Consider the following 20344-nt stretch of genomic DNA (forward strand, 5'->3'; position numbering starts at 1 on the left):
TTGCTGTAATCATTATCATGTAATTTTTATAGTTCCCAAATCTTTCGATTCAGGCAGGAATTGGCACCTTTCCATTTTGGCGGTTGCCAGAGGGTCTCAGAGCCTGTTCTCTCGCCTCTTCTGTATAAGAATTACAATTACTTAGAACAAGTAAAGGAGTAATTCAAAGTGTTTGCAAAGATATAAGCCTAATTTTAAACTGCAAACAATATTTTAAATCGGCCTGCGGAAATTTAATTCCGACAGGCCTTATGATTTTGAATTGAATAATTTAATTCAGTTTATAGGTATAGCTTAACTTAGCCGATTTGCCTAAAATTTGAGCAACAGAGCAATATTTATCAAAAGTTAAAGCTAAAGCCCGTTCAATTTTATCGGTGTTTAATTCACCAAAAAAGTGATATTCAACATTAATAATTTCAAATAGTGAAGGAACTTCACCTTCTATCCTTTTAGCATCAATGCTAATTTTCAGGTCTGCAATAGGCTCTTTTTGTTTAGTAAGGATAGAGATCACATCAATAGCGCTGCATCCACCTAAACCTGCTAACAGCGTCTCCATTGGACGAAAACCTTTGTTTTCGCCACCAATTGCCGGATTTGCATCCATTGCCAACACATTCCCCTGCTCATTTACAGCTTCAAAATGATAGGCATTATTTTTACGTTCGAGTTTAATATTCATAATCACAATTTAGAACAAAGATATTGGAGCAAAGATGGAATCCAAACAATGATTATCTTCTGTGCTTGCTATCTTGTCCTTAAGTTTTATCTATAAAATTACTCCGGCAGCAACGGTATTTTTTGTGCCTTCATCAATAATAATAAAAGAACCGTTCGCTTTGTTTTGCTCGTATGAGTCAAAAAATAAAGGCTGGGCGGTTTTAATTTGAACCTGTGCAATATCATTAAGCTTCAGTTGCTTACGATCCGTATCCTTTTCCAGGGTACTGGTATTTACAATGTAATCCACCTCTTTCAACATGGCTTTTACACGGTTGTTGCTATGCTGAATGATGTATTTTCCTCCAGGAACAGAAGCGGTTGTATCCATCCAGCACAATTGAGCTGCAAATTCTTTTTCAACCCGAGGTTCATTACCGGCTCTGGCAATTAAATTTCCACGTGTAATATCGATCTCATCTTCGAGCAATAAAGTAACCGACTGTTTTGCTTCAGCTGATTGCAAATTGCCATCAAAAGTGGTTATTTGTTTAATTTTTGAGCTTAAACCAGAAGGGAAAGCTACCACCTCGTCTCCAACGCTGAATTTACCGCTGGCCACATTTCCGGCATAACCACGGTAATCATGAAACTCTTCCGACTGTGGGCGAATTACATATTGAACAGGAAAACGTGCATCCCTGCTGTTTACATCCTGGTTTACTTGTACAGTCTCAAGATATTCTAATAAGGTTGGACCGTTATACCAATTCATGCTTTCACCTTTATTCACAATATTGTCGCCTTTTAACGACGAAGCCGGAATAAAAGTTAAATTTTGATGCAGGCGGTCAAAACCTCGAACAAACTCTTCAAACTCAATACGGATATTATTAAAAGTATCTTCAGAGTAATCAACAAGATCCATCTTATTTACACACACAATTACCTCTGGTATTTGCAGCATATTGGCAATAAAAAAGTGGCGGTGTGTTTGTTCGATTACTCCCTTACGGGCATCAATCAAAATAATCGACAGTTGAGAGTTCGACGAGCCAGTAACCATATTACGGGTATACTCAACGTGACCAGGAGTATCGGCAATGATGAATTTACGTTTGTCGGTATTAAAATAAATATGAGCAACATCGATTGTAATGCCCTGCTCTCGTTCTGCACTTAATCCGTCAGTTAGTAATGAAAGGTCCAAATAATCAAAACCCTTGCGTTTACTTGCTGCCTCAACCGCTTGAATTTGGTCGGTTGTAAGTGAATTTGTATCGTATAATAAACGACCGATCAATGTACTTTTACCATCATCTACACTTCCAGCGGTCGAAAATTTAAGTAGTTCCATGTTTTATATGTTTTTGCAGCTCCATTAAACGCCGCATCTGTCATCAAATTGTTTTTGCTTTCTTTTCTATGATCTATCGTTAATAGACTATGGCTAAAAGTACCCAGCCAATTTACGTTTTTCCATAGCTGCCTCCGAACGTTTATCATCAAAACGGGCACCTCTTTCAGAAATGGTAGAGGCTTTGATCTCGCTGATGATATCATCCACATTATCGGCAGTTGACAATACTGCTGCCGTACAGCTCATATCGCCTACGGTTCTGAAACGAACATCGGTTTCAAAGATCTCTTCTCCATCCATATTGATATAAGGTGAAGCTGGGAAGATCAATCCATCGCGCTCAAAAACATTACGTTTATGCGTGAAATAGATACTAGGAAGATCCATGTTCTCTTGTTTGATATAGCTCCAAACATCTAATTCTGTCCAGTTGCTGATAGGGAAAATACGCACGTTTTCACCAAAATTGATCATACCGTTAAGGTGATGCCAAATTTCAGGGCGCTGGCGTTTTGGATCCCACTGGCCAAAATCATCGCGAACAGAGAAAATACGTTCTTTAGCACGAGCTTTTTCCTCATCGCGACGAGCACCGCCTATACAAGCATCAAACTTGTTTCTTTCTATTGTATCAAGTAAAGTAACCGTTTGCAATGCATTTCTGCTGGCGTATTTACCGGTTTCTTCAGCTACTTTTTTCTGATCAATACTATCTTGGACAGAACCCACAATTAACTGGGCTCCGACTTTGTTTACCAGCCAGTCTCTGAAAACAATAGTTTCTTCGAAATTGTGACCGGTATCAATATGAACTAAAGGAAAAGGGAATTTAGCCGGAAAAAAAGCTTTCCGAGCCAAATGGACCAAGGTAATGGAATCTTTTCCACCCGAAAACAATAAAGCCGGGCGCTCAAATTGAGCCGCCACCTCACGCAAAATGTATATCGACTCTTCTTCTAATGTTTTTAAATGGTTGTTCATATTTATAATTTTTAGTCCTTAGACTATAGACCTATGCCATAGCTAATATCTATTCCTTTGTTAAGCTCCATGGGGCAATATGCCATGGTTAATTATCAATTCTGATGACTGTGTAGGCCACATTCTTTTTTCGAGTCTTCCCACCACCAACGTCCTGCGCGGAAATCTTCTCCCGGTTCAATGGCTCTGGTACAAGGAGCACAGCCAATACTAACAAAACCTTTATCATGCAGTGGATTATAAGGAACTGAATTAGCTTTTACATAATCAGTTACTTCCTGTTCTGTCCACAATAGCAAAGGGTTGAATTTTATTAACTTAAAACTTTCATCGTATTCAAACAAATGAAAATCCTTCCTATTTTCGGATTGTTCAGCCCTGATACCGGTAATCCAGATTTCTGCTCCGGCCAATGCCTTTTTTAAAGGCTCAATCTTTCGTATACGGCAACATTCTTTCCTGTTTTCAACTGATTCGTAAAACGAATTAATGCCTTTTTTAACCACAAATTCTTGGATTTCATCCTGATTTGGGTAATACGGTACAATAGCTAATTTATAACGAGAAACTGTTCTGGAATAAACTTCATAGGTTTCTTCAAATAAACGGCCAGTGTCAAGAGTAAATAGTTTTACATCTGCTTTCGACCTGAAAATCGCATCAGTAATCACTTGGTCTTCTATTCCAAATGAAGTAGAAAACACAGTTTTACCTTTAAATTTTTCAGCAACGAATACCAGTGCTTCAGCCAAACCTAAATTCTGTGTTTCTTCCTGAAGTTTGTCAATCAGCTCGTTGTACATAAATCCTATTGGCTTAGTAGTTTATTTGCAAAAATATTAAAAAAATCGTTCCAAACAAGAGTTACTTCTAATATAAAGAACAAAAAATGAAAAAATTATTAAAAAACACGTGTTTGTATAAAAATTTAACACCAAACAATTTATCTCATTTAAAAAATCAAAATTTGGGTAAAAAGTAGAAATGTATCTTTTATGAACAAAAATTTTAAAGACTGGTCATTAAAAACTAAAAAAGCGCCGATAATATCGACGCCAACACACTAACACATTAAAAGGCAGATGGTTTGAAATTCATTTAATTTAGCGTAAAACGGATAGGCAAGCTAAAGCGAACCTTTACCGGTTGCCCGTTTTGCCTTCCGGGTTTAAATTTCAGCAACTTCACTACGCGAATAGCTTCTTCGTCGCAACCACCTCCTATTCCTTTTAAAACTGTCGCATTATAAACACTTCCATCCTTATCAACTATAAACTGAACGGTCACATTTCCTTCAATCTGATTCTCAACCGCCATGCCTGGATAATTCATATTCCTTCCAATAAACTTGAACATTTTTTGAAAACCACCTTCATATTCAGGCATTTCTTCGGCATGATTAAATGGTGTTTCTGTTGCAGGCTCAGCAGTATTTCCAACACCCTCTCCTCCATTTGAGGATCCATCGGGCATTACATTGGCCACCTGGCTACCTCCTGGAACATCGGTAGTAGTGGTTGCGGCTACCTTTCCCTCTCGTTCCTCAGCTGTTGGAACCGTACCGGTTGCCTGATTATCAGGTACCACTTCCGGAATTACATCCTTTATGGTTGAGGCCATTGGTTTTACATCCGATTTATGCGGCAATTCCACTTCCTTAGGCTCATCAGGCACTATTACATATTTATTATTATCAATAAAATACGGAATAGAAAGAACCACCGGACCTTCATCGGCTTTTGAGCGAAACATGAGTGAAGTGATACCTAAAATGGCTAAAGCACCTACGGAAGTAAATAATGAACGACGCATGGTTCTGTCGTAACGAGTGCGTAGCTGGTAAGCGCCATATTCTTTATGACGGTTTTCGAAAACAATTTCTGTTAAATCGTTGGAGTTAGTGAACAGGTTCTTCATGGCTATAAGAATTAAGTTTCTTATTAGATGCACACAGGAAACTTATTCCATAAAACACTCACAATATTTTTAATTATTAGTTAAAAAATTGAGAATAGATTTTATGGTGTCCAGAAAGAATTAAACTCCGTAGAAAACCTTATGTATTTTTCCCAATTCAGGTAATTGAACAGGACTATGAAAAATTCCAAAAACAGATGATCCGCTTCCACTCATTGAGGCATATAAGGCTCCATTATTATATAAGTGCTCTTTAATAGCTCTTATTTCAGGATATTTTGGAAAAACAGTGGATTCAAAATCGTTCATTACTAGTGCTTTCCACTCAGCAACGGGTAAATGTAAAAGCATTTGCAATGAAGTTTGGGGCTTCGAAGGCAGGCATCCCCCATAAGCGTCGGCCGTGGAAACATGAATTGCTGGTTTAACCAACACCAAATAGTAGGTATCAAGATTTACTTCCTGTTCAACAAATTCATCACCCTTACCAAAAGCAAAAACAGGTTTATTTTCGATAAAAAAAGCACAATCGCTACCCAATTGGCGGGCATAATTTTGCAATTGTTGGACAGTTAAGCCGAGTTCAAACTTTTGATTAAGCAGCTTCAGCATAAAAGAGCCATCAGCAGAACCGCCACCCAAACCTGCTCCTACCGGAATGTTCTTTAGCAGATGAACTTCAATTGCAGGAAGATCAAAATCATGTTTCAAAAGCTCATACGCTTTTAAACAAATATTGTCTTTAACATTCCCGGGAATATCAACACCATGAACATTAAACTTGGTTTCAGTAGCTTCAATAACCTCCAATGAATCATTGATCTTAATAGGATAAAAAACGGTTTCGATATTATGAAAGCCGTCAGCACGTTTTTCAACGATATTAAGACCGAGATTAATTTTAGCGTTAGGGAATAGTATCATAAGAAGAATACGAATTACACGAATTATTCCCAATTTTTAAACAGGAATTAAAATGTTTTAACAAATTACACGAATTGTTTAAAAGTATTTTGGCAGAACTTGAAAGCTTCGTTACTTTGCAAGACGATTTGCCAGAGTTAATTTATCTGAATACACAAATCTCCATACTCAGATCTAAGTCAATGAAACAATACCACGATTTAATGCAGCATGTGCTCGATAACGGAGTTGAAAAGCATGACCGTACCGGAACAGGAACTATTAGTGTTTTTGGTTACCAAATGCGATTTGATTTAAGTGAGGGCTTTCCGTTGGTTACCACTAAAAAGGTGCATTTAAAGTCGATCATTCATGAATTGATTTGGTTTTTAAAGGGTGAAACTAATATTGCCTACCTGAAAGAAAACGGCGTGAGTATATGGGATGAATGGGCAGATGAAAACGGCGAATTAGGCCCTGTGTATGGATCACAATGGCGTTCATGGCCTACTCCTGATGGAGGAAAGATCGATCAAATCGAAAAAGTAGTGAATCAAATTAAAAACAATCCTGATTCACGCAGAATTATAGTAAGTGCCTGGAACGTGGCAGAAGTAGATAATATGGCTTTACCACCATGCCATAGCTTCTTTCAGTTTTATGTGGCCGACGGAAAATTATCTTGCCAATTATATCAGCGTAGTGCCGACATTTTTTTAGGAGTTCCGTTTAATATTGCTTCGTATGCCTTATTAACCATGATGATGGCCCAGGTTTGCGGATTAAAACCAGGAGATTTTGTTCACACCTTTGGCGACGCCCATTTATATCTGAATCATCTTGAACAGACCAAACTGCAATTGAGCCGTGATTTCAAACCTTTGCCCAAAATGGAGTTAAATCCGGAAGTGAAAGATATTTTCGACTTCAAGTTTGAAGATTTTACACTAACCGGTTATGACCCACATCCACATATAAAAGCCGCTGTAGCTGTTTAATTGAATGGTAGTTAATACATAGTCCATATATGACCTTAAGCATTATTGTAGCTAAAGCTAAGAATAACGTTATCGGAAATAATAACACTCTTATCTGGCATTTACCGGCTGATTTAAAGTACTTCAAAAAACTGACGACAGGCAATACTATAATTATGGGTCGCAAAACCTATGATTCGATTGGCAAGCCATTACCCAACCGCAGAAATATAGTTATAAGTAGAAATAAAGATCTAAAGCTGGAAGGTTGCGAAGTAACCGATTCTTTGGATGCAGCTATTTCGATTAGCGAAAGTGACAATGAGGTCTTTATTATTGGGGGCGCTGAGATCTATAAACAAGCAATTGATCGCAGTGACACTTTGTATGTTACCGAAGTAAAGTCTTCTTTTGATGGAGACGCTTTTTTCCCGGAAATTTCAAACAACGAATGGACAGAAGTGCAAAGGGAAGACCATGTTGCCGATGAAAAAAACAAGATCGATTATTCCTTTGTAACTTATAAAAAAGCTTAAATCCTATTCTTCAACAGTAATTTCATAATCGCCTGTATCAATTGGAGTGGATGATGGTTCCCACGGGCGTCTTTGTTCAAAATGGATTTTAGCATTCCCTTTCTTTTTCCCTATTACTTTAAAAACTTCCGGAATAGATGATCCTACAGGAATGTTTTTGTCAATTTCATGAACATCATCCTCATAATCCACTTTTGAAACTTCAATTATTCCTTCATTATCAACTTTAAATTGCCAAACCAAGCCCGAGGTACCTTTTCCTGGCAAGGCAATAAAAATGCTGTCATTCAGTCTGAGAATTTTAGTTTCCATAATTTTTGGGTTGAAGGGTACTTCATCCGATTTATTAGGATACAATAAATATGCCTAGGATATAAAAGAGATCCGGGAAGGAAAATGAATTTTTCTCATCCCGGATCTTAAAGTCATCTATTTTAAAAATTACTCAAACAGTAAGATATCTCATAAAACAAGCAGCGCTTTTAAGCCTTGAAATTGCCGGTATTGATCCAGTCATTTTTAAGCAAGACCCACCAGTCGACAGCAATCCCATTTAAAACATATTCATAAGGTAACCAGCCGTAACCGTTTTCTCCCCATGACTTACCCCAGGAGTTGCGAATCAGCAAAGCTCCTTTGGTTTTCTTATCGCCCGCGGCAGTAGGAATTTCCAATTTATCATCATAGCCCACTGTAAGGACGGCATGACCTCCAACCAGAGGATCACTTGCTGATGGATATGGAATGCGGCCGTTTTCGGCAGAATAAATAGAATTGTACACCGAAAAACCGAACATACTTGGTATACCCGAGTTTAAATGAGATTTGATAGCTGTAAGAAGTTCCGTTGCTTTTGTGCCGGGAGGATCGAGCCGGTAATAGGTAATTGCTTTATAATTTTGCCCAAATGCATAGCAAAAAGCCGATGGTTCGATATCATAATCACTGATTTGATAGGGCCAAAACTCTTCAGGGGGAACCCCAAACAAGGTCATTGCACCTATGGTTGAACGCAAATACGCTCCTGTGTCACCTGTCCATTTAAGTAAATTACGTGTAACCTTGTATAAAAAAAGCCGTGAAGCATCAATGTGTTTTCCAAAGGCACGACGCTCATAATATTCAATTATGCCAACGCCTGCATTGGCGGTACATGAACCAATGCTCTGTTGATCTTCAATCGGAGAACACCATTTTCGTAAATCTTTAGAAGCAGGTAAAGCAGGTTTAGATGCGGTAACCCCTGCAGTTTTCAACATCGTTTTAATTGAATCTGATTCACCTAAAACTTTTAAGCTATTGGGCACGTCTTTGGTGTCGGGAGTATAATCTTTAAAACTAGGAAGGTCTCTTAACCATCCTAATGCATAATTTTTAGAGTTTTCCATTGTATGTAAATGTTAGATCGGTTGGTATGATTAAAATTAAAAATATATTTTTCAATATAAAATATAAAATATTGAATTACTGATACTTACAAAAGTATATTATAGATTAATGTATTAAGAAAGCACAACAAATAAATAATCATTAAGTAGAATATATGCCTAATAATATTTTATACGATTGGCTGAATGTTTAACATAAACTTGCGTAGAATCAAAATTTATTTAGATTTGCGACTTCGTAAAAAAACCAAGAAAACTTTATAAACAACGCTTTATTTAAATTAACCGCATTATGCAAGGAAAAGGTGTCATCAGGTTTGTGGCAATTGCTCTAGCGCTTGCTTGTATTTACCACATTTCGTTTACAGTGGTAACGAGCCGAGTGGAGAAAAAGGCAAAAGAATATGCCAACGGCAACGCAGCCAAAGAGAGTTATTATTTGGATTCGATTGCTACCGAACCAGTGTATGATTTAGGTGTAGCAAAGTTTACCTACAGAGAGTGTAAAGAGAAACAGTTAAACCTGGGTCTTGACCTTAAAGGCGGAATGAACGTTACTATGGAAGTTTCCATGGTTGATTTGATCCGTTCAATGTCAGGTAACAGTACTGATGCTGCGTTCAACAAAGCACTCGATTTAGCTAAGCAACGTTCTACACAAGGATCTTCAAAAGATTTTGTTGAATTATTCGCTACTGCTTATAACGAAGTTGCTCCAGCCGGAAAATTAGCTTCAATTTTTGCAACTGCAGAAAATAAAGGCCGTATTGATTATAGCACTTCGAATGCTGATGTAATTAAAATATTAAAAACAGAATCGGAAAACGCTTTTAATCGTTCTTTTGAAATTCTTCGTACTCGTATCGATAAATTCGGTGTAACCCAGCCAAATATTCAGAAAATTGGCGGTAACCGCATTTTAATTGAATTACCGGGTGTTGACGACAAAGAGCGTGTTCGTAAGCTTTTACAAGGTTCGGCTAAATTGGAATTCTGGGAAACTTATGATAACGGTGAGATTTATGGAGGTTTAGTAGCTGCTAATACAGCTATAGCTTCACAACTAGCTTTAACAGACAAAGGTGCTGCTAAAGTTGATTCAACCGGTAAAGCAGATACTACTCAGAAAAAAGGCGATTTAGCGCTTTTAAATAAAATGAAACCTGAAGCTGGCAAAAAAGATTCAGCTGCTGCTCAGGCGTTAATGGCTAAACAAAATCCATTATTTTCAGTATTAATTCCAAGTACTTACCAGGCTCAAAATGGCCAACAGTCATTGGCTCCAGGTGCTGTAATTGGTTATGCTGCATTAAAAGATACCGCTAAGATCAATCAATACTTAGCAATTCCTGCCGTTAAAGCTAATTTCCCATCAAACATCAGATTTGCATGGTCAGTTAAATCTGTTAACGAAAAGAATATTTTCCAATTGTTTGCATTGAAATCTAGCGGTCGCGAAGGAAAAGCGGCTTTAGGTGGCAATGTAATATCAAATGCACGTAATGACTTCAACCAGGACGGTTCTCCGGAAGTAACCATGTACATGAATGCTGATGGAGCTAAAGAATGGAGAAGGATTACTGCAGAAGCTGCTGCTGCTAACAAACGTCCAATTGCTATTGTATTGGATGATGCGGTTTATTCAGCTCCTAACGTTCAAAATGAAATTTCAGGCGGTGTTTCATCAATCTCTGGTAAATTCACTCCAAAAGAAACTGAAGACTTAGCCAACATCTTAAAAGCGGGTAAATTACCTGCTCCTGCAAAAATCGTTGAAGAAGCAACTGTAGGCCCAACTTTAGGTCAGGAAGCTATTAACAACGGTTTAATCTCATGTTTAGCTGGTTTAATCGTTGTGTTCATCTTCATGGCGGTTTACTATAACAAAGCCGGTGTTTCTGCTGATATCGCTTTAATTGTGAACTTATTCTTCATGATTGGTGTATTGGCCTCATTTGGTGCTGTGTTAACTTTACCGGGTATTGCTGGTATCGTGCTTAACATTGGTATGGCGGTTGATGCCAACGTATTGATCTACGAACGTATCAAAGAAGAGCTTGACCATGGTAAGAGCCTACGTATGGCCATTACCGATGGTTTTAAACATGCTTACTCAGCCATTATCGATGCTAACGTAACCATTTTATTATTGGGTATCATCCTGTATGTATTCTCTTCAGGTTTGATCCAAGGTTTCGCAACCACATTGATCATCGGTATTTTCACTTCATTGTTCTCAGCTATCTTCATCACCCGCTTAATTTTTGAAGCGCAGTTAGCTAAAAACAAAGTGATTAAATTCACCAATGAGTTCTCTAAAAACTGGTTCAAAGACACTGATTTCGATTTCGTATCGAAACGTAAAGTTTTCTATATCATCTCTGTTGTTATCATTTTAGCAGGTGCTGTTTCATTGGCAACAAGAGGTTTAAGCTTAGGAGTTGATTTCCAAGGCGGCAGAACTTATACTGTTCGTTTCGACAAAGATGTTAAAGTTGGTGAAATCCGTGAAGCGTTAACTCCTGCATTTGGCGGAGATGCTCCGGAGGTTAAAACCTTTGGTGGTTCAGGAATTGGTGATAACAGACAAGTTCGTATTACCACTTCCTATCAAATTGATAATCAATCGGATCATGTTGACCAAGAGGTTGAATCTAAATTAAAAGATGGTTTAGCTAAAATTGGTGGCAAATCGGAAATCATGGATTCACGTAAGGTAGGTCCTACCATTGCGAATGATATTAAAGTTTCAGCGTTCTGGTCAATTGGCTTAGCGTTGGTAATTATCTATATCTATATTTTAATCCGTTTCCGCAAATGGCAGTTTGGTATTGGTGCTACAGTTGCCCTTTTCCACGACGTGTTAATTATCATTGCTATCTACTCGATCTTTAACGGTTTATTACCATTCTCGTTAGATGTTGATCAAACATTCATTGCGGCCATCTTAACCATTATGGGTTATTCAATGAATGATACCGTAGTAGTATTTGACCGTGTACGTGAGTATATGGGCTTACACCATAGTAAAAACGAAACGATGGGTCAGGTTATAAACAGTGCCTTAAACAGCACCTTAAACCGTACCGTTGTAACAGGTTTATGTACCATGTTAGTGTTGATCGTATTGTTCATCTTCGGTGGTGCAATTCTTCGTGGTTTCTCTTTCGCATTACTGGTAGGTATTGTGGTAGGAACTTACTCATCACTGTTTGTGGCAACTCCAATTGTTGTTGACTTTATCCGTAAGGACGATAAAAAATAATAGTGCTACTTAATGTAGTTTAAAGGCGCAAATCGTAAGGTTTGCGCCTTTTTTTGTTAACTGACCTGAGCTATATTTTAATTTTTATTGAAAACTTAATAGCTGGTTCGGTGGTTTTTATTTAATATTGAATAACTCTACTAAACAAGCTTATGTCAATTGATATCCCAGAAACTAATTTCCCAAGAGTTGTAATTATTGGTGGCGGATTTGGCGGTATTCAGGCTGCTAAAAAACTAAACAACAAAGAAGTACAGGTAATTATGATCGACCGGCACAATTACCATACTTTTCAACCCCTACTCTATCAGGTGGCTACCGGTGGTTTAGAACCCGACTCCATTGCTCACCCACTACGTAAGATCTTCAAAAATCAAAAGAACTTTATATTCCGAGTGGCGGAAGCGCAGGAAGTTATTCCAGATAGAAAGGTACTGAAAACCAATATTGGCGAAATCCATTATGATTACCTGGTAATCGCTACAGGTTCAAGTTCTAATTACTTTGGAATGAAAGACCTGGAAGATAACACCATGCCAATGAAAACGATTCCGGAAGCTTTGGATATGCGCAGTTTGGTTTTACAAAACCTCGAAAGTGCATTACTAACCGACAGTATAAATGAGCAGGAAGCCTACATGAACTTTGTGGTGGTTGGTGGCGGACCAACAGGGGTTGAAACTGCAGGAGCACTAGCAGAACTTAAAAACCATGTATTGCCGCATGACTATCCTGAGTTAGACATACGACGCATGCAAATTAACTTGATTGAAGGTGGAGATCGTTTACTTGGAGCGATGTCGGTTCAGGCTTCAGAAAAATCAGCTGATTTCTTGAAAAGCATGGGTGTAAACGTTCGTTTGAATGAACGTGTATTAAGTTTTGATGGTGAAAGAGTGCAATTAGGCAGCGGAAAAGCACTTGAAACAAAAGTGGTCATCTGGTCGGCTGGAGTTAAAGGCGTTACCTTACCCGGAATAAACAAAGAGGTGATTGTTGGTGGCAATCGATTTAAAGTAAATGTATTTAACCAGATTGAAGGCTACGATGACATTTTTGCGCTTGGCGATGTGGCGGCAATGATCACCGATGAGTTTCCTAAAGGTCACCCGGGAGTTGCCCCTGCAGCGATACAACAAGGTCGACTATTTGCCAAAAACATTATTAAAAAGATAAACGATATTCCCATGGAGCCCTTTAAATACTTTGACAAAGGCTCAATGGCTACCGTTGGCAGAAACCGCGCAGTGGTTGATATGGGATTTATTCGTTTCCAGGGAACATTTGCCTGGTTTGTATGGATGTTTGTTCATTTGATGACTTTAGTTGGTTTCCGTAACCGGGTGGTGGTTTTTGTGAATTGGGTTTGGAGTTATTTCAGTTACGACCGGGGCACGCGATTGATCATCAGAAGGTTTGAAAAAGAAGCAGCTCCATCCGCAGTAGACAGTCGGCATTACGCAGTAGATAGTCAGCATTAGGCAGACTGAGTATTGGAGACTGGAGAATGGAGACTGGGAACTAAAGACGATTGACTACAAACATGAGCAACACTCCTTTAAAATTAATAGAATGCCCTCGTGATGCGATGCAGGGAATTGAGGAATTTATTCCTACTAAATTAAAAGCTGAATATATTAACAAACTGTTGAAGGTTGGATTCGATACCATTGACTTCGGCAGTTTTGTTTCACCTAAAGCGATTCCTCAGATGAAAGATACTCGTGAGGTGCTGAAATTGCTCGATCTAAGTTCTACCCGATCAAAACTATTGGCGATAATTGCCAATTTAAGAGGCGCTGAAGAAGCCGTTCTCCATCCGGAGATCACTTACCTCGGATTTCCATTTTCGATCTCAGAAACATTCCAACAACGAAATACAAACAGTTCTATAGCTGAAGCCTTTGATACCGTTCAGCAAATTCAATCGCTTTGTATAAAAAATAGTAAAGAACTTGTCATTTACATCTCCATGGGCTTTGGTAATCCATATGGCGATGAATGGGACGCCGACATTCTTTCTAAATGGGTGAAAGAAATGAGCCGTATTGGGGTGAAAATTATAGCCTTATCGGATACTATCGGTGTTTCCAATCCCCAAAACATTGACTATCTGTTTAAAAACGTAACGAATGACCACCCTAAAATAGAATTAGGCGTTCACCTCCACTCTACCCCGACTACACGATTGGAAAAAATCGATGCAGCCTGGCAAGCCGGTTGCCGAAGATTTGATTCAGCATTAAAGGGATATGGAGGCTGCCCGATGGCCAAAGACGAGCTCACAGGAAATATCTCCACTGAAAGCATACTTTCCTACTTGAATGACCAACAAATCAATACCGGGCTTAATATGGATTATTGGACAGAGGCTATGGAGTTCTCCAATCATATCTTTCATTAAACCACCCGCAAGCCGGCATTACAAGTTTTCGTACCAATTTAAAATATGATCGGCTACCTTTTCCCAGCCCGGTTCTCCGCATATAAAATGACTTTTATCGTCAAAAATCTTCAGATCTACCTTGCTAGCCTTATCTGAATATTTGTTAGCCAGTGTTTTGGTAAGCGAAGCAGGGAATATATGATCATTACCACCTCCTATAAATAATAAAGGTGCATGAGGTCGATTAAAATTTATGTTTGAGAATGAGTTTAATACCAGTTCGCGACTTACCTTATAGCTTTCGGGTACAGCAACTCGATCAAACGCCTTGGGTCTTTCGCTTTCGGGCAAAGTATTAAAAAACCGTGTGTTGTACCATTCTCCACTACCCATAAAGTAATCAGTACTTGAAAAGAAACCGAAAGCAGAAATAACTGACTTTAACGTTGTAAACGGTGGAAATACATTTTTTGGTGGAGCGCCATCTATACTAACACCGGCTGCAGCTTTACCCATTTCCACTAATTTCATAGTTGCCATTCCGGCCATAGAATGACCTACCACCAATGGCTTTTCCGGCAGCCGGTCGATAATTTTGGCGATGTTATTAACCACATCAACAAAGCCTGTTTTAGTAAGATCAGGATGAACTTTGCTTCGCAGTTCAGCAGGGCTTCCTTCATGTCCCGGATTGGCCGGGGTATAAACGGTATATCCTTTTTGCTCATAGTAGCCTTTCCAATCAGTCCAGCTTGTATTGTTTACAAAATTGCCATGAATAAGAATAATCGATTTAGATTTTGCCATAGTAGTTGAGTGTTATGATTTAATAGGGGTCTTTTAAAAATTCATTGATTTTTGTTTAGGCCTGCTTAATAAACTATATATTTTATTTCTAATTGCTTATAAATTCAATAAATTACAACTTATAATCCAAAATTCTAATAGTTAACAATAAAATAACAAAAAATAAATACAATTTTCACTCTGAATAGATTTAGATGCAAGGCATTTACAAAATACAAACAAAAAAAACCAACAAATAATAGAAATATTCAAAAATATCTATTGAACTTATTTATCTATAACGAGTATTTACAGTGAATTTCAGATCAAATATTTCAATCATATGAAATAGTTGAATGAAACAATTTAAAAAGAGAACATTTTAGGTATCATAAGAAACAGTGATTAAGTTCTTTCTTATAATTTATTCATTTGAATTTGGAGACAGCTCTCCAAACCAATAAGCAGCAGTTACTCCTCCATCCATTAAAAAATCACTTCCTGTAATAAATCCACCCTCCTGTCCCATTAGCAAGGCCGCCACATTCGCCACCTCATCCGGAGTACCGGCTCGTCCTGCTGCACTCACATTAATCGTTCGTCTATATCCTTCTCCTCGGGGACCCCTTAACTCATCATTGGCCAGTGGTGTAATTATAATTCCAGGACTTATGGCATTTATCCGAGCCCCACGTTTGCCCCAGCGAACAGCCTCAGCCATTACGCGAAGGGAATTTCCTCTTTTAGAAATTTGATAAGCCTGGAGTGGATCTTTTATCTGATCGGGCTTAAGCATATCAAGCGCAAGCAATTCTTCAACAGGTGTAACGGCCAGTAAACGATTTTGTTCAGCTGTTAAAGCGGGCAAACGGTGACCTGATTGTGAGGAAATAACCAACCCACTACCACCCTCGGCAATAACATTACCGAACTCTTCGAGCACAAGAGCGGTTCCGTATAAATCAACTTTTAAAATAGTTTCGGGCGAAGCCTGAGAAGGAGAAACTCCTGCAGTATGGATAAGTCCTGTGATTTGACCAATTGCTGCTGCATTTTTTATCAGGGCTTGAACCGATTCCCGAGAGGAAACATCCACTATAGCTGTGCTTATTTTGAATCCGGCATCATATAATACTTTGGCTGCAGCTGCACTGTTTTCCGGCCGTATATCCGCTAACAGAATGTGCTTTCCAACGCCCACCCGACGTGCTATAGCCTGACCAATTGAACCCGCGCCTAAAACAACGATCACATTTTCTGACTTTACAATCATAAACAACTATTTAAACGCTTAGCTAATGGAGTTTTTGCTTTGAAAATAAGCCGATGATTTAGGTAAAAACAAAAGCACCGCCACTAATATTAGAAACACAATATGGGTAATTAATTCAGCTGTTGAATGAGATGCACTTAATATTACGTGAAACAACAACCAGGCGATGGCCAGCCACCTTGCCCAATTAATTCTGCAAAGTAAAAGCACGCCGCAAATCACAGCTAAAAGGCGAACAGAAAATATCCAGATCGCTTCTCTTGACATAAAATTAGACCCGTTGAAATCACTTCTATGATAGATCAAACCTATAGATCCGGTAAGTATAAACAGTACAGCAACAATGATAACAGGAATTGGTATTTTTTTCATTTATACGGATTAGATATTCGTTTCAATCAGCCAATGATGACCAAACGGGTCCTGAATACTTCCCTGCCGGTAGCCATAATCATAGTCTTGGGCCGGACTTAAAAGGATGGCCCCAGCCTGCAGCGCTTTATTTATTACAACGTCTACATCGTTAACAAAGAGTCCAATGAGAGCTGTTACGCCCTTTGCTTCAACCGGCGTTAGTTGAGCTTTAAACGACCGTTCTTCATGTAAGTGAAAAAGAACGCCATCAAATGAAAGTTCAGCAACATGAATGCTTCCATCATCATTAAGCCATGATCTAAGCACAACGGCATCAAATGCTTTTGAATAAAAAGAAATATCTGTTACACCTCCAGGAATGAACAGTTGGGGTGCAAAAAAAGGTTTGACAGTCATTCTATATTCTTTACAATTTGAATTAAACTACTTTAAAGCTCAAGGTTACTTATCAATAAAAACCTTGCCTACTATAAAGTTATTAATTTGATTGAAAGAACTACATTGTGAGAGCTTACCGCTTCTTTCCAGCCCTAACAATTATCTCGGAACCTTCTGCCAGCATTACTGACACCGGTTTTTGATCAGTTAAAAAAGAAAACTCCTGACCATAAACAGCAGCAAAATCAACATTAATTGAATGGTCATTTACCTTGTACATTTGCCATTTAGGGTGCTCCACACCGTATTCAGAAGTCTTTGATTCGCTCAGTTTTGTATATCCCCAATAATGTTCCGTTATAAATTCTTCTTCTGAATTTACCCCCAAATCAAGTGGAGTTTGCTGGGCACTAATATTAAATTGATTCCAACCGTTTTTCTTCCATTTATACTCCACATGTAATTGATCTCCCAAGGTTTCCCATTTATGAAACATGGGCAATGTCTCATACTTCTCTCCGTAAATGGTATTGGCAACAAAGGTTAAGGCATATTTAGGAACTAATTCCTTTATAAACGTAACTCCACGTTTCCATTGACCGTTTTCTTTGTATCTGACATAAAAACGCAGGTTAACTTCTTCAAAATTGGAATGAAACGGAATTCGAAATCCTTTTAAACGGGTGTTTTCAAACTTAAAACCAACTAAACTCACGTAACAGGTATCATTCCATAAATCAAGTTCGGTTCTATTGGGTAAGAATTTCTGCAATAAGCTCTTATCAATGGCGTAGTTTGCAATGGCTAGTTTCCGCCATTCTGCGGTTAAAAATTCAGATGCTTTCATAAATGCTCGCAGCTAACTTTAAATCTTAAATTGTTTAAACTGTTGAGATGTGCAATTCGTCTTTCAGGACGAATTTATCAATTTACTCTGAACCGTTTAACCTTCTTTTCATTAAGTTTATATAAAACCAGAAAGATGAAAGACCTTGCTCCTCAGATTTTCAGAAAACGACTTTTGATCGAAGGCTTTTTTACAACTGAAGTCAGCGAAAACACACTGATCGATTTTTTCAGGTTCATTACCCAAAATCTACAACTCAGAACTTATGGAGAGCCGATCATTCATTCTACTGGTGGTTTAGGCAAAGAAGAAAACCAGGGTTACGATGCCTTTGTACCTTTAATTGATTCAGGGATCTATATAGCGGTTTGGTCTGGTTATAAGTTTCTTTCGATGATCATTTACACCTGTGCCGAATTCGACGAACAGATTGCCCTTTCAAAAACTCAAAGCTTTTTCGAAATGACCGCTATTGAGCATTCATTATTCTAACATTCTAGTCCGCAAACTACTCTTCAAAACAGGTGTTTAATGTTTTAAAAATTGATTTTCGTCATTTTTGAATGTTACACTTTTTATTATCTTGCCAGAGCTATTAACTACTGATTAATAGAAAGCTATATAACTTCTGATCGTTAAATTAACCTTTTTAAAGATGCCACAAAGTAGAAGTAGAAAGAAAAACCACGGATATCATCCTCATCGTAACCATCAAGGACAATCATCAGTAATGCATTCGTCAACAAGCGCACCGGTTAGAAAAAACACTGAATTATTTTTTGCCTCTTTCTTTGGATTTATGGGCGTTGTAATAGGCTTCTTTATGTTCGACAACCATTGGGCTGCCGTTTTAGGAGGTGCTGTTATTGGCGCTGCAATCGGCTATTTTATTGGCCGATTGGTTACCAGGGCAAGAGCTTAAGTTTTAAATTGACATACGGTTGGATTGTTAAATTGCATTATTGCTCTATTGATTTATTGTTAAATATTAAGCATTTAACTCCCTTTAACACTAGAACAATTTAGCCATTTAACAATCTAACCTGTTTACTTCACCCTATCCTTATACCTCAAAAACCAATTCTCAAACCAATATTTGGAGATGTAGGAAACAGCAATTACTCCAGTCGAAATTATTCCATAGAACAATATGGTTGATGTAAGCGGAGATAATCCAACAAGGTGCTTTTTGAGCACTAAAATCACCCCGAAAATTACCAGCATTTGGTACATGTAAATTCCATAGGAAACATCGCCTAAGGAGTTCAGCCACTTTTTATCAAACTTAAACCAGGCAATTGGATTTAAAGCGGTATTTAAGATCAGCCATAGAAAGAGCGTGTACAAAATCAAATTTGAAAGTAGCGGAGTATTAAACAGGTAACCTGAAATGGCACCTAATGCAGTTTCTGAATTAACCAGTTCCAAATGAAAAGCCAATCGCAAAACGATCAATCCATAGCCGATAACCTGAATTGAGTGTGTAAATATCTTCCAATTTGAAAACGTCTTGGTTCCGTGAAAGACATAATAAGCACCGATTCCGCCAATGGCCATTGCTTCAAACTTTAAAGTGTCTATCACCTGTTGTATTATTGATAGTGTTGATCCTTGTTCGATATTCATAAATTGAAAAAGGAATACCAAAGCTGTTTTAATCAGAATGATCAGCCAAAAAAGCATTAACATATGCCTGCGAAAGAACTTCATCAATGGCGCCCAAATAATGTAAAACCATTCCTCTACCCCAATAGACCATAAAGGCTCCAACAAGCTGCTTCCGAATAAAATATTAACTAAAAAAGGAAAGAACAAAAGATACATCCACCACACCTGACCGGGCTGAAAAGGCATTTCATAAGCAAAACCTATTACTTTAAGTGCAGCCGGCACTAACCAAACACCAATAACTATTAACAAAAAATAAAGCGGCCAAATGCGTACCACCCGACGCCAATAAAAGCCCTTCACACTTATATCACCCTGTTCTTTATCTTCTTTGAGCAATAAGTAGCTGATTAAAAAACCACTAAGCACAAAAAAGAAAGACACCGCTGTACTCCCATTCCTGAATAGTGAATATTCCTCGAGGTTAAATAGTGAGTATTTTCTTCGGATGGTTTCGGTATGATGCATTAAAACCAAATAGGCAGCAAAAAAACGCAGGGCACTTAAGCCGGGAAAGTATTTAATGGTTTTCGACATAGTTACGCCGACAAAGATGTTAATTGTAACCGCTACAAGCAAGTGTATAGAACAGATACCAAAACAAAAGCCTTCAGTTAAAACTAAAGGCTTTATAAGGT

Annotated in this window: 21 protein-coding genes and 1 riboswitch; of the genes, 7 read left to right on the plus strand and 14 right to left on the minus strand. The window is 38.1% G+C overall.

Going from position 1 to position 20344, the window contains the following annotated elements; genetic code table 11:
- Window positions 1–23: 23 nt before the first annotated feature.
- Window positions 24–131: riboswitch (SAM riboswitch) on the minus strand.
- Window positions 132–271: 140 nt separating this feature from the next.
- The 6 genes from C3K47_RS12755 to ispE form a co-directional block, all read right to left on the minus strand.
- A complete protein-coding gene (locus C3K47_RS12755; protein ID WP_103789526.1) occupies window positions 272–685 on the minus strand; it encodes an OsmC family protein in 414 nt (137 codons plus the stop codon).
- Between the two features lie 90 nt (window positions 686–775).
- On the minus strand, window positions 776–2023 hold the full coding sequence (locus C3K47_RS12760; protein ID WP_103789527.1) for a sulfate adenylyltransferase subunit 1: 1248 nt from the start codon (window positions 2021–2023) through the stop codon (window positions 776–778).
- A 93-nt stretch (window positions 2024–2116) separates the two neighbouring features.
- A complete protein-coding gene (gene cysD / locus C3K47_RS12765) occupies window positions 2117–3007 on the minus strand; it encodes a sulfate adenylyltransferase subunit CysD (protein ID WP_103789528.1) in 891 nt (296 codons plus the stop codon).
- 95 nt (window positions 3008–3102) lie between these two features.
- On the minus strand, window positions 3103–3810 hold the full coding sequence (locus C3K47_RS12770; protein WP_103789529.1) for a phosphoadenylyl-sulfate reductase: 708 nt from the start codon (window positions 3808–3810) through the stop codon (window positions 3103–3105).
- A gap of 295 nt (window positions 3811–4105) precedes the next feature.
- Window positions 4106–4924, minus strand: a complete 819-nt coding sequence (locus C3K47_RS12775) for an energy transducer TonB (RefSeq protein WP_103789530.1) — start codon at window positions 4922–4924, stop codon at window positions 4106–4108.
- 120 nt (window positions 4925–5044) lie between these two features.
- On the minus strand, window positions 5045–5848 hold the full coding sequence (ispE, locus tag C3K47_RS12780) for a 4-(cytidine 5'-diphospho)-2-C-methyl-D-erythritol kinase (RefSeq protein WP_103789531.1): 804 nt from the start codon (window positions 5846–5848) through the stop codon (window positions 5045–5047).
- Between the two features lie 182 nt (window positions 5849–6030).
- Between ispE and C3K47_RS12785 the strand changes: the two genes are divergently transcribed.
- Both C3K47_RS12785 and C3K47_RS12790 read left to right on the plus strand, forming a co-directional pair.
- Window positions 6031–6825 (plus strand): thymidylate synthase, encoded by a 795-nt coding sequence (locus tag C3K47_RS12785; protein ID WP_103789620.1) that lies wholly within the window; start codon window positions 6031–6033, stop codon window positions 6823–6825.
- Between the two features lie 29 nt (window positions 6826–6854).
- Window positions 6855–7340: a dihydrofolate reductase gene (locus C3K47_RS12790; RefSeq protein WP_103789532.1), complete on the plus strand. Its 486-nt coding sequence runs from the start codon at window positions 6855–6857 to the stop codon at window positions 7338–7340.
- 3 nt (window positions 7341–7343) lie between these two features.
- Here the strand turns inward: C3K47_RS12790 and C3K47_RS12795 are convergent, their stop codons facing one another.
- Together C3K47_RS12795 and C3K47_RS12800 are read right to left on the minus strand one after the other, a co-directional pair.
- On the minus strand, window positions 7344–7652 hold the full coding sequence (locus C3K47_RS12795; RefSeq protein ID WP_133159383.1) for a protease inhibitor I42 family protein: 309 nt from the start codon (window positions 7650–7652) through the stop codon (window positions 7344–7346).
- Between the two features lie 170 nt (window positions 7653–7822).
- Window positions 7823–8728: a C1 family peptidase gene (locus C3K47_RS12800; protein ID WP_103789534.1), complete on the minus strand. Its 906-nt coding sequence runs from the start codon at window positions 8726–8728 to the stop codon at window positions 7823–7825.
- 292 nt (window positions 8729–9020) lie between these two features.
- Between C3K47_RS12800 and secDF the strand changes: the two genes are divergently transcribed.
- The 3 genes from secDF (at window position 9021) to C3K47_RS12815 (ending at window position 14397) form a co-directional block, all read left to right on the plus strand.
- Window positions 9021–11993 carry a protein translocase subunit SecDF gene (gene secDF / locus C3K47_RS12805; RefSeq protein ID WP_103789535.1) on the plus strand — a complete coding sequence of 991 codons (2973 nt, stop codon included), beginning with the start codon at window positions 9021–9023 and terminating at the stop codon, window positions 11991–11993.
- A gap of 152 nt (window positions 11994–12145) precedes the next feature.
- Complete coding sequence (locus C3K47_RS12810; protein ID WP_103789536.1) at window positions 12146–13474, plus strand: NAD(P)/FAD-dependent oxidoreductase; 1329 nt, start codon at window positions 12146–12148, stop codon at window positions 13472–13474.
- A gap of 62 nt (window positions 13475–13536) precedes the next feature.
- The gene (locus C3K47_RS12815) at window positions 13537–14397 is read left to right on the plus strand and encodes a hydroxymethylglutaryl-CoA lyase (protein ID WP_103789537.1); all 861 of its coding nucleotides are present in this window, start codon (window positions 13537–13539) and stop codon (window positions 14395–14397) included.
- Window positions 14398–14415: 18 nt separating this feature from the next.
- On the opposite strand, the gene C3K47_RS12820 is transcribed toward C3K47_RS12815, so the two are convergent.
- From C3K47_RS12820 to C3K47_RS12840, 5 genes are all read right to left on the minus strand, one after another.
- The gene (locus C3K47_RS12820) at window positions 14416–15186 is read right to left on the minus strand and encodes an alpha/beta hydrolase (protein ID WP_103789538.1); all 771 of its coding nucleotides are present in this window, start codon (window positions 15184–15186) and stop codon (window positions 14416–14418) included.
- Between the two features lie 403 nt (window positions 15187–15589).
- Window positions 15590–16438 carry an SDR family oxidoreductase gene (locus tag C3K47_RS12825; RefSeq protein WP_103789539.1) on the minus strand — a complete coding sequence of 283 codons (849 nt, stop codon included), beginning with the start codon at window positions 16436–16438 and terminating at the stop codon, window positions 15590–15592.
- Between the two features lie 18 nt (window positions 16439–16456).
- Complete coding sequence (locus tag C3K47_RS12830) at window positions 16457–16810, minus strand: hypothetical protein (protein WP_103789540.1); 354 nt, start codon at window positions 16808–16810, stop codon at window positions 16457–16459.
- Window positions 16811–16819: 9 nt separating this feature from the next.
- Entirely contained in the window at window positions 16820–17209 is a 390-nt protein-coding gene (locus tag C3K47_RS12835; RefSeq protein WP_103789541.1) for a VOC family protein, read from the minus strand.
- A gap of 115 nt (window positions 17210–17324) precedes the next feature.
- On the minus strand, window positions 17325–18038 hold the full coding sequence (locus C3K47_RS12840) for a YqjF family protein (protein WP_103789542.1): 714 nt from the start codon (window positions 18036–18038) through the stop codon (window positions 17325–17327).
- A 135-nt stretch (window positions 18039–18173) separates the two neighbouring features.
- On the opposite strand from C3K47_RS12840, the gene C3K47_RS12845 reads away from it, so the two are divergent.
- Window positions 18174–18530, plus strand: coding sequence for a hypothetical protein (locus C3K47_RS12845; RefSeq protein WP_103789543.1), 357 nt, complete (start codon window positions 18174–18176; stop codon window positions 18528–18530).
- A gap of 163 nt (window positions 18531–18693) precedes the next feature.
- Window positions 18694–18960, plus strand: a complete 267-nt coding sequence (locus C3K47_RS12850; protein ID WP_103789544.1) for a hypothetical protein — start codon at window positions 18694–18696, stop codon at window positions 18958–18960.
- Between the two features lie 125 nt (window positions 18961–19085).
- Here C3K47_RS12850 and C3K47_RS12855 read toward each other — a convergent pair whose 3' ends face one another.
- Complete coding sequence (locus C3K47_RS12855; protein WP_103789545.1) at window positions 19086–20243, minus strand: acyltransferase family protein; 1158 nt, start codon at window positions 20241–20243, stop codon at window positions 19086–19088.
- Between the last annotated feature and the right edge of the window lie 101 nt (window positions 20244–20344).

This window comes from Solitalea longa (genome assembly GCF_002920915.1).
Classification (GTDB): Bacteria; Bacteroidota; Bacteroidia; order Sphingobacteriales; family Sphingobacteriaceae; genus Solitalea; species Solitalea longa.

Excerpts from the sequence above, each read along its gene's own strand:
- C3K47_RS12820 (WP_103789538.1), bottom strand. The coding sequence starts at position 15,186 with ATGGCAAAATCTAAATCGATTATTCTTATTCATGGCAATTTTGTAAAC.
- C3K47_RS12800 (WP_103789534.1), bottom strand. The coding sequence starts at position 8,728 with ATGGAAAACTCTAAAAATTATGCATTAGGATGGTTAAGAGACCTTCCT.
- C3K47_RS12845 (WP_103789543.1), top strand. The coding sequence starts at position 18,174 with ATGAAAGACCTTGCTCCTCAGATTTTCAGAAAACGACTTTTGATCGAA.
- C3K47_RS12825 (WP_103789539.1), bottom strand. The coding sequence starts at position 16,438 with ATGATTGTAAAGTCAGAAAATGTGATCGTTGTTTTAGGCGCGGGTTCA.
- C3K47_RS12810 (WP_103789536.1), top strand. The coding sequence starts at position 12,146 with ATGTCAATTGATATCCCAGAAACTAATTTCCCAAGAGTTGTAATTATT.
- C3K47_RS12815 (WP_103789537.1), top strand. The coding sequence starts at position 13,537 with ATGAGCAACACTCCTTTAAAATTAATAGAATGCCCTCGTGATGCGATG.
- C3K47_RS12795 (WP_133159383.1), bottom strand. The coding sequence starts at position 7,652 with ATGGAAACTAAAATTCTCAGACTGAATGACAGCATTTTTATTGCCTTG.
- C3K47_RS12775 (WP_103789530.1), bottom strand. The coding sequence starts at position 4,924 with ATGAAGAACCTGTTCACTAACTCCAACGATTTAACAGAAATTGTTTTC.
- C3K47_RS12850 (WP_103789544.1), top strand. The coding sequence starts at position 18,694 with ATGCCACAAAGTAGAAGTAGAAAGAAAAACCACGGATATCATCCTCAT.
- C3K47_RS12830 (WP_103789540.1), bottom strand. The coding sequence starts at position 16,810 with ATGAAAAAAATACCAATTCCTGTTATCATTGTTGCTGTACTGTTTATA.
- secDF (WP_103789535.1), top strand. The coding sequence starts at position 9,021 with ATGCAAGGAAAAGGTGTCATCAGGTTTGTGGCAATTGCTCTAGCGCTT.
- cysD (WP_103789528.1), bottom strand. The coding sequence starts at position 3,007 with ATGAACAACCATTTAAAAACATTAGAAGAAGAGTCGATATACATTTTG.
- C3K47_RS12840 (WP_103789542.1), bottom strand. The coding sequence starts at position 18,038 with ATGAAAGCATCTGAATTTTTAACCGCAGAATGGCGGAAACTAGCCATT.
- C3K47_RS12785 (WP_103789620.1), top strand. The coding sequence starts at position 6,031 with ATGAAACAATACCACGATTTAATGCAGCATGTGCTCGATAACGGAGTT.
- C3K47_RS12755 (WP_103789526.1), bottom strand. The coding sequence starts at position 685 with ATGAATATTAAACTCGAACGTAAAAATAATGCCTATCATTTTGAAGCT.
- C3K47_RS12835 (WP_103789541.1), bottom strand. The coding sequence starts at position 17,209 with ATGACTGTCAAACCTTTTTTTGCACCCCAACTGTTCATTCCTGGAGGT.
- ispE (WP_103789531.1), bottom strand. The coding sequence starts at position 5,848 with ATGATACTATTCCCTAACGCTAAAATTAATCTCGGTCTTAATATCGTT.
- C3K47_RS12790 (WP_103789532.1), top strand. The coding sequence starts at position 6,855 with ATGACCTTAAGCATTATTGTAGCTAAAGCTAAGAATAACGTTATCGGA.
- C3K47_RS12760 (WP_103789527.1), bottom strand. The coding sequence starts at position 2,023 with ATGGAACTACTTAAATTTTCGACCGCTGGAAGTGTAGATGATGGTAAA.
- C3K47_RS12855 (WP_103789545.1), bottom strand. The coding sequence starts at position 20,243 with ATGTCGAAAACCATTAAATACTTTCCCGGCTTAAGTGCCCTGCGTTTT.
- C3K47_RS12770 (WP_103789529.1), bottom strand. The coding sequence starts at position 3,810 with ATGTACAACGAGCTGATTGACAAACTTCAGGAAGAAACACAGAATTTA.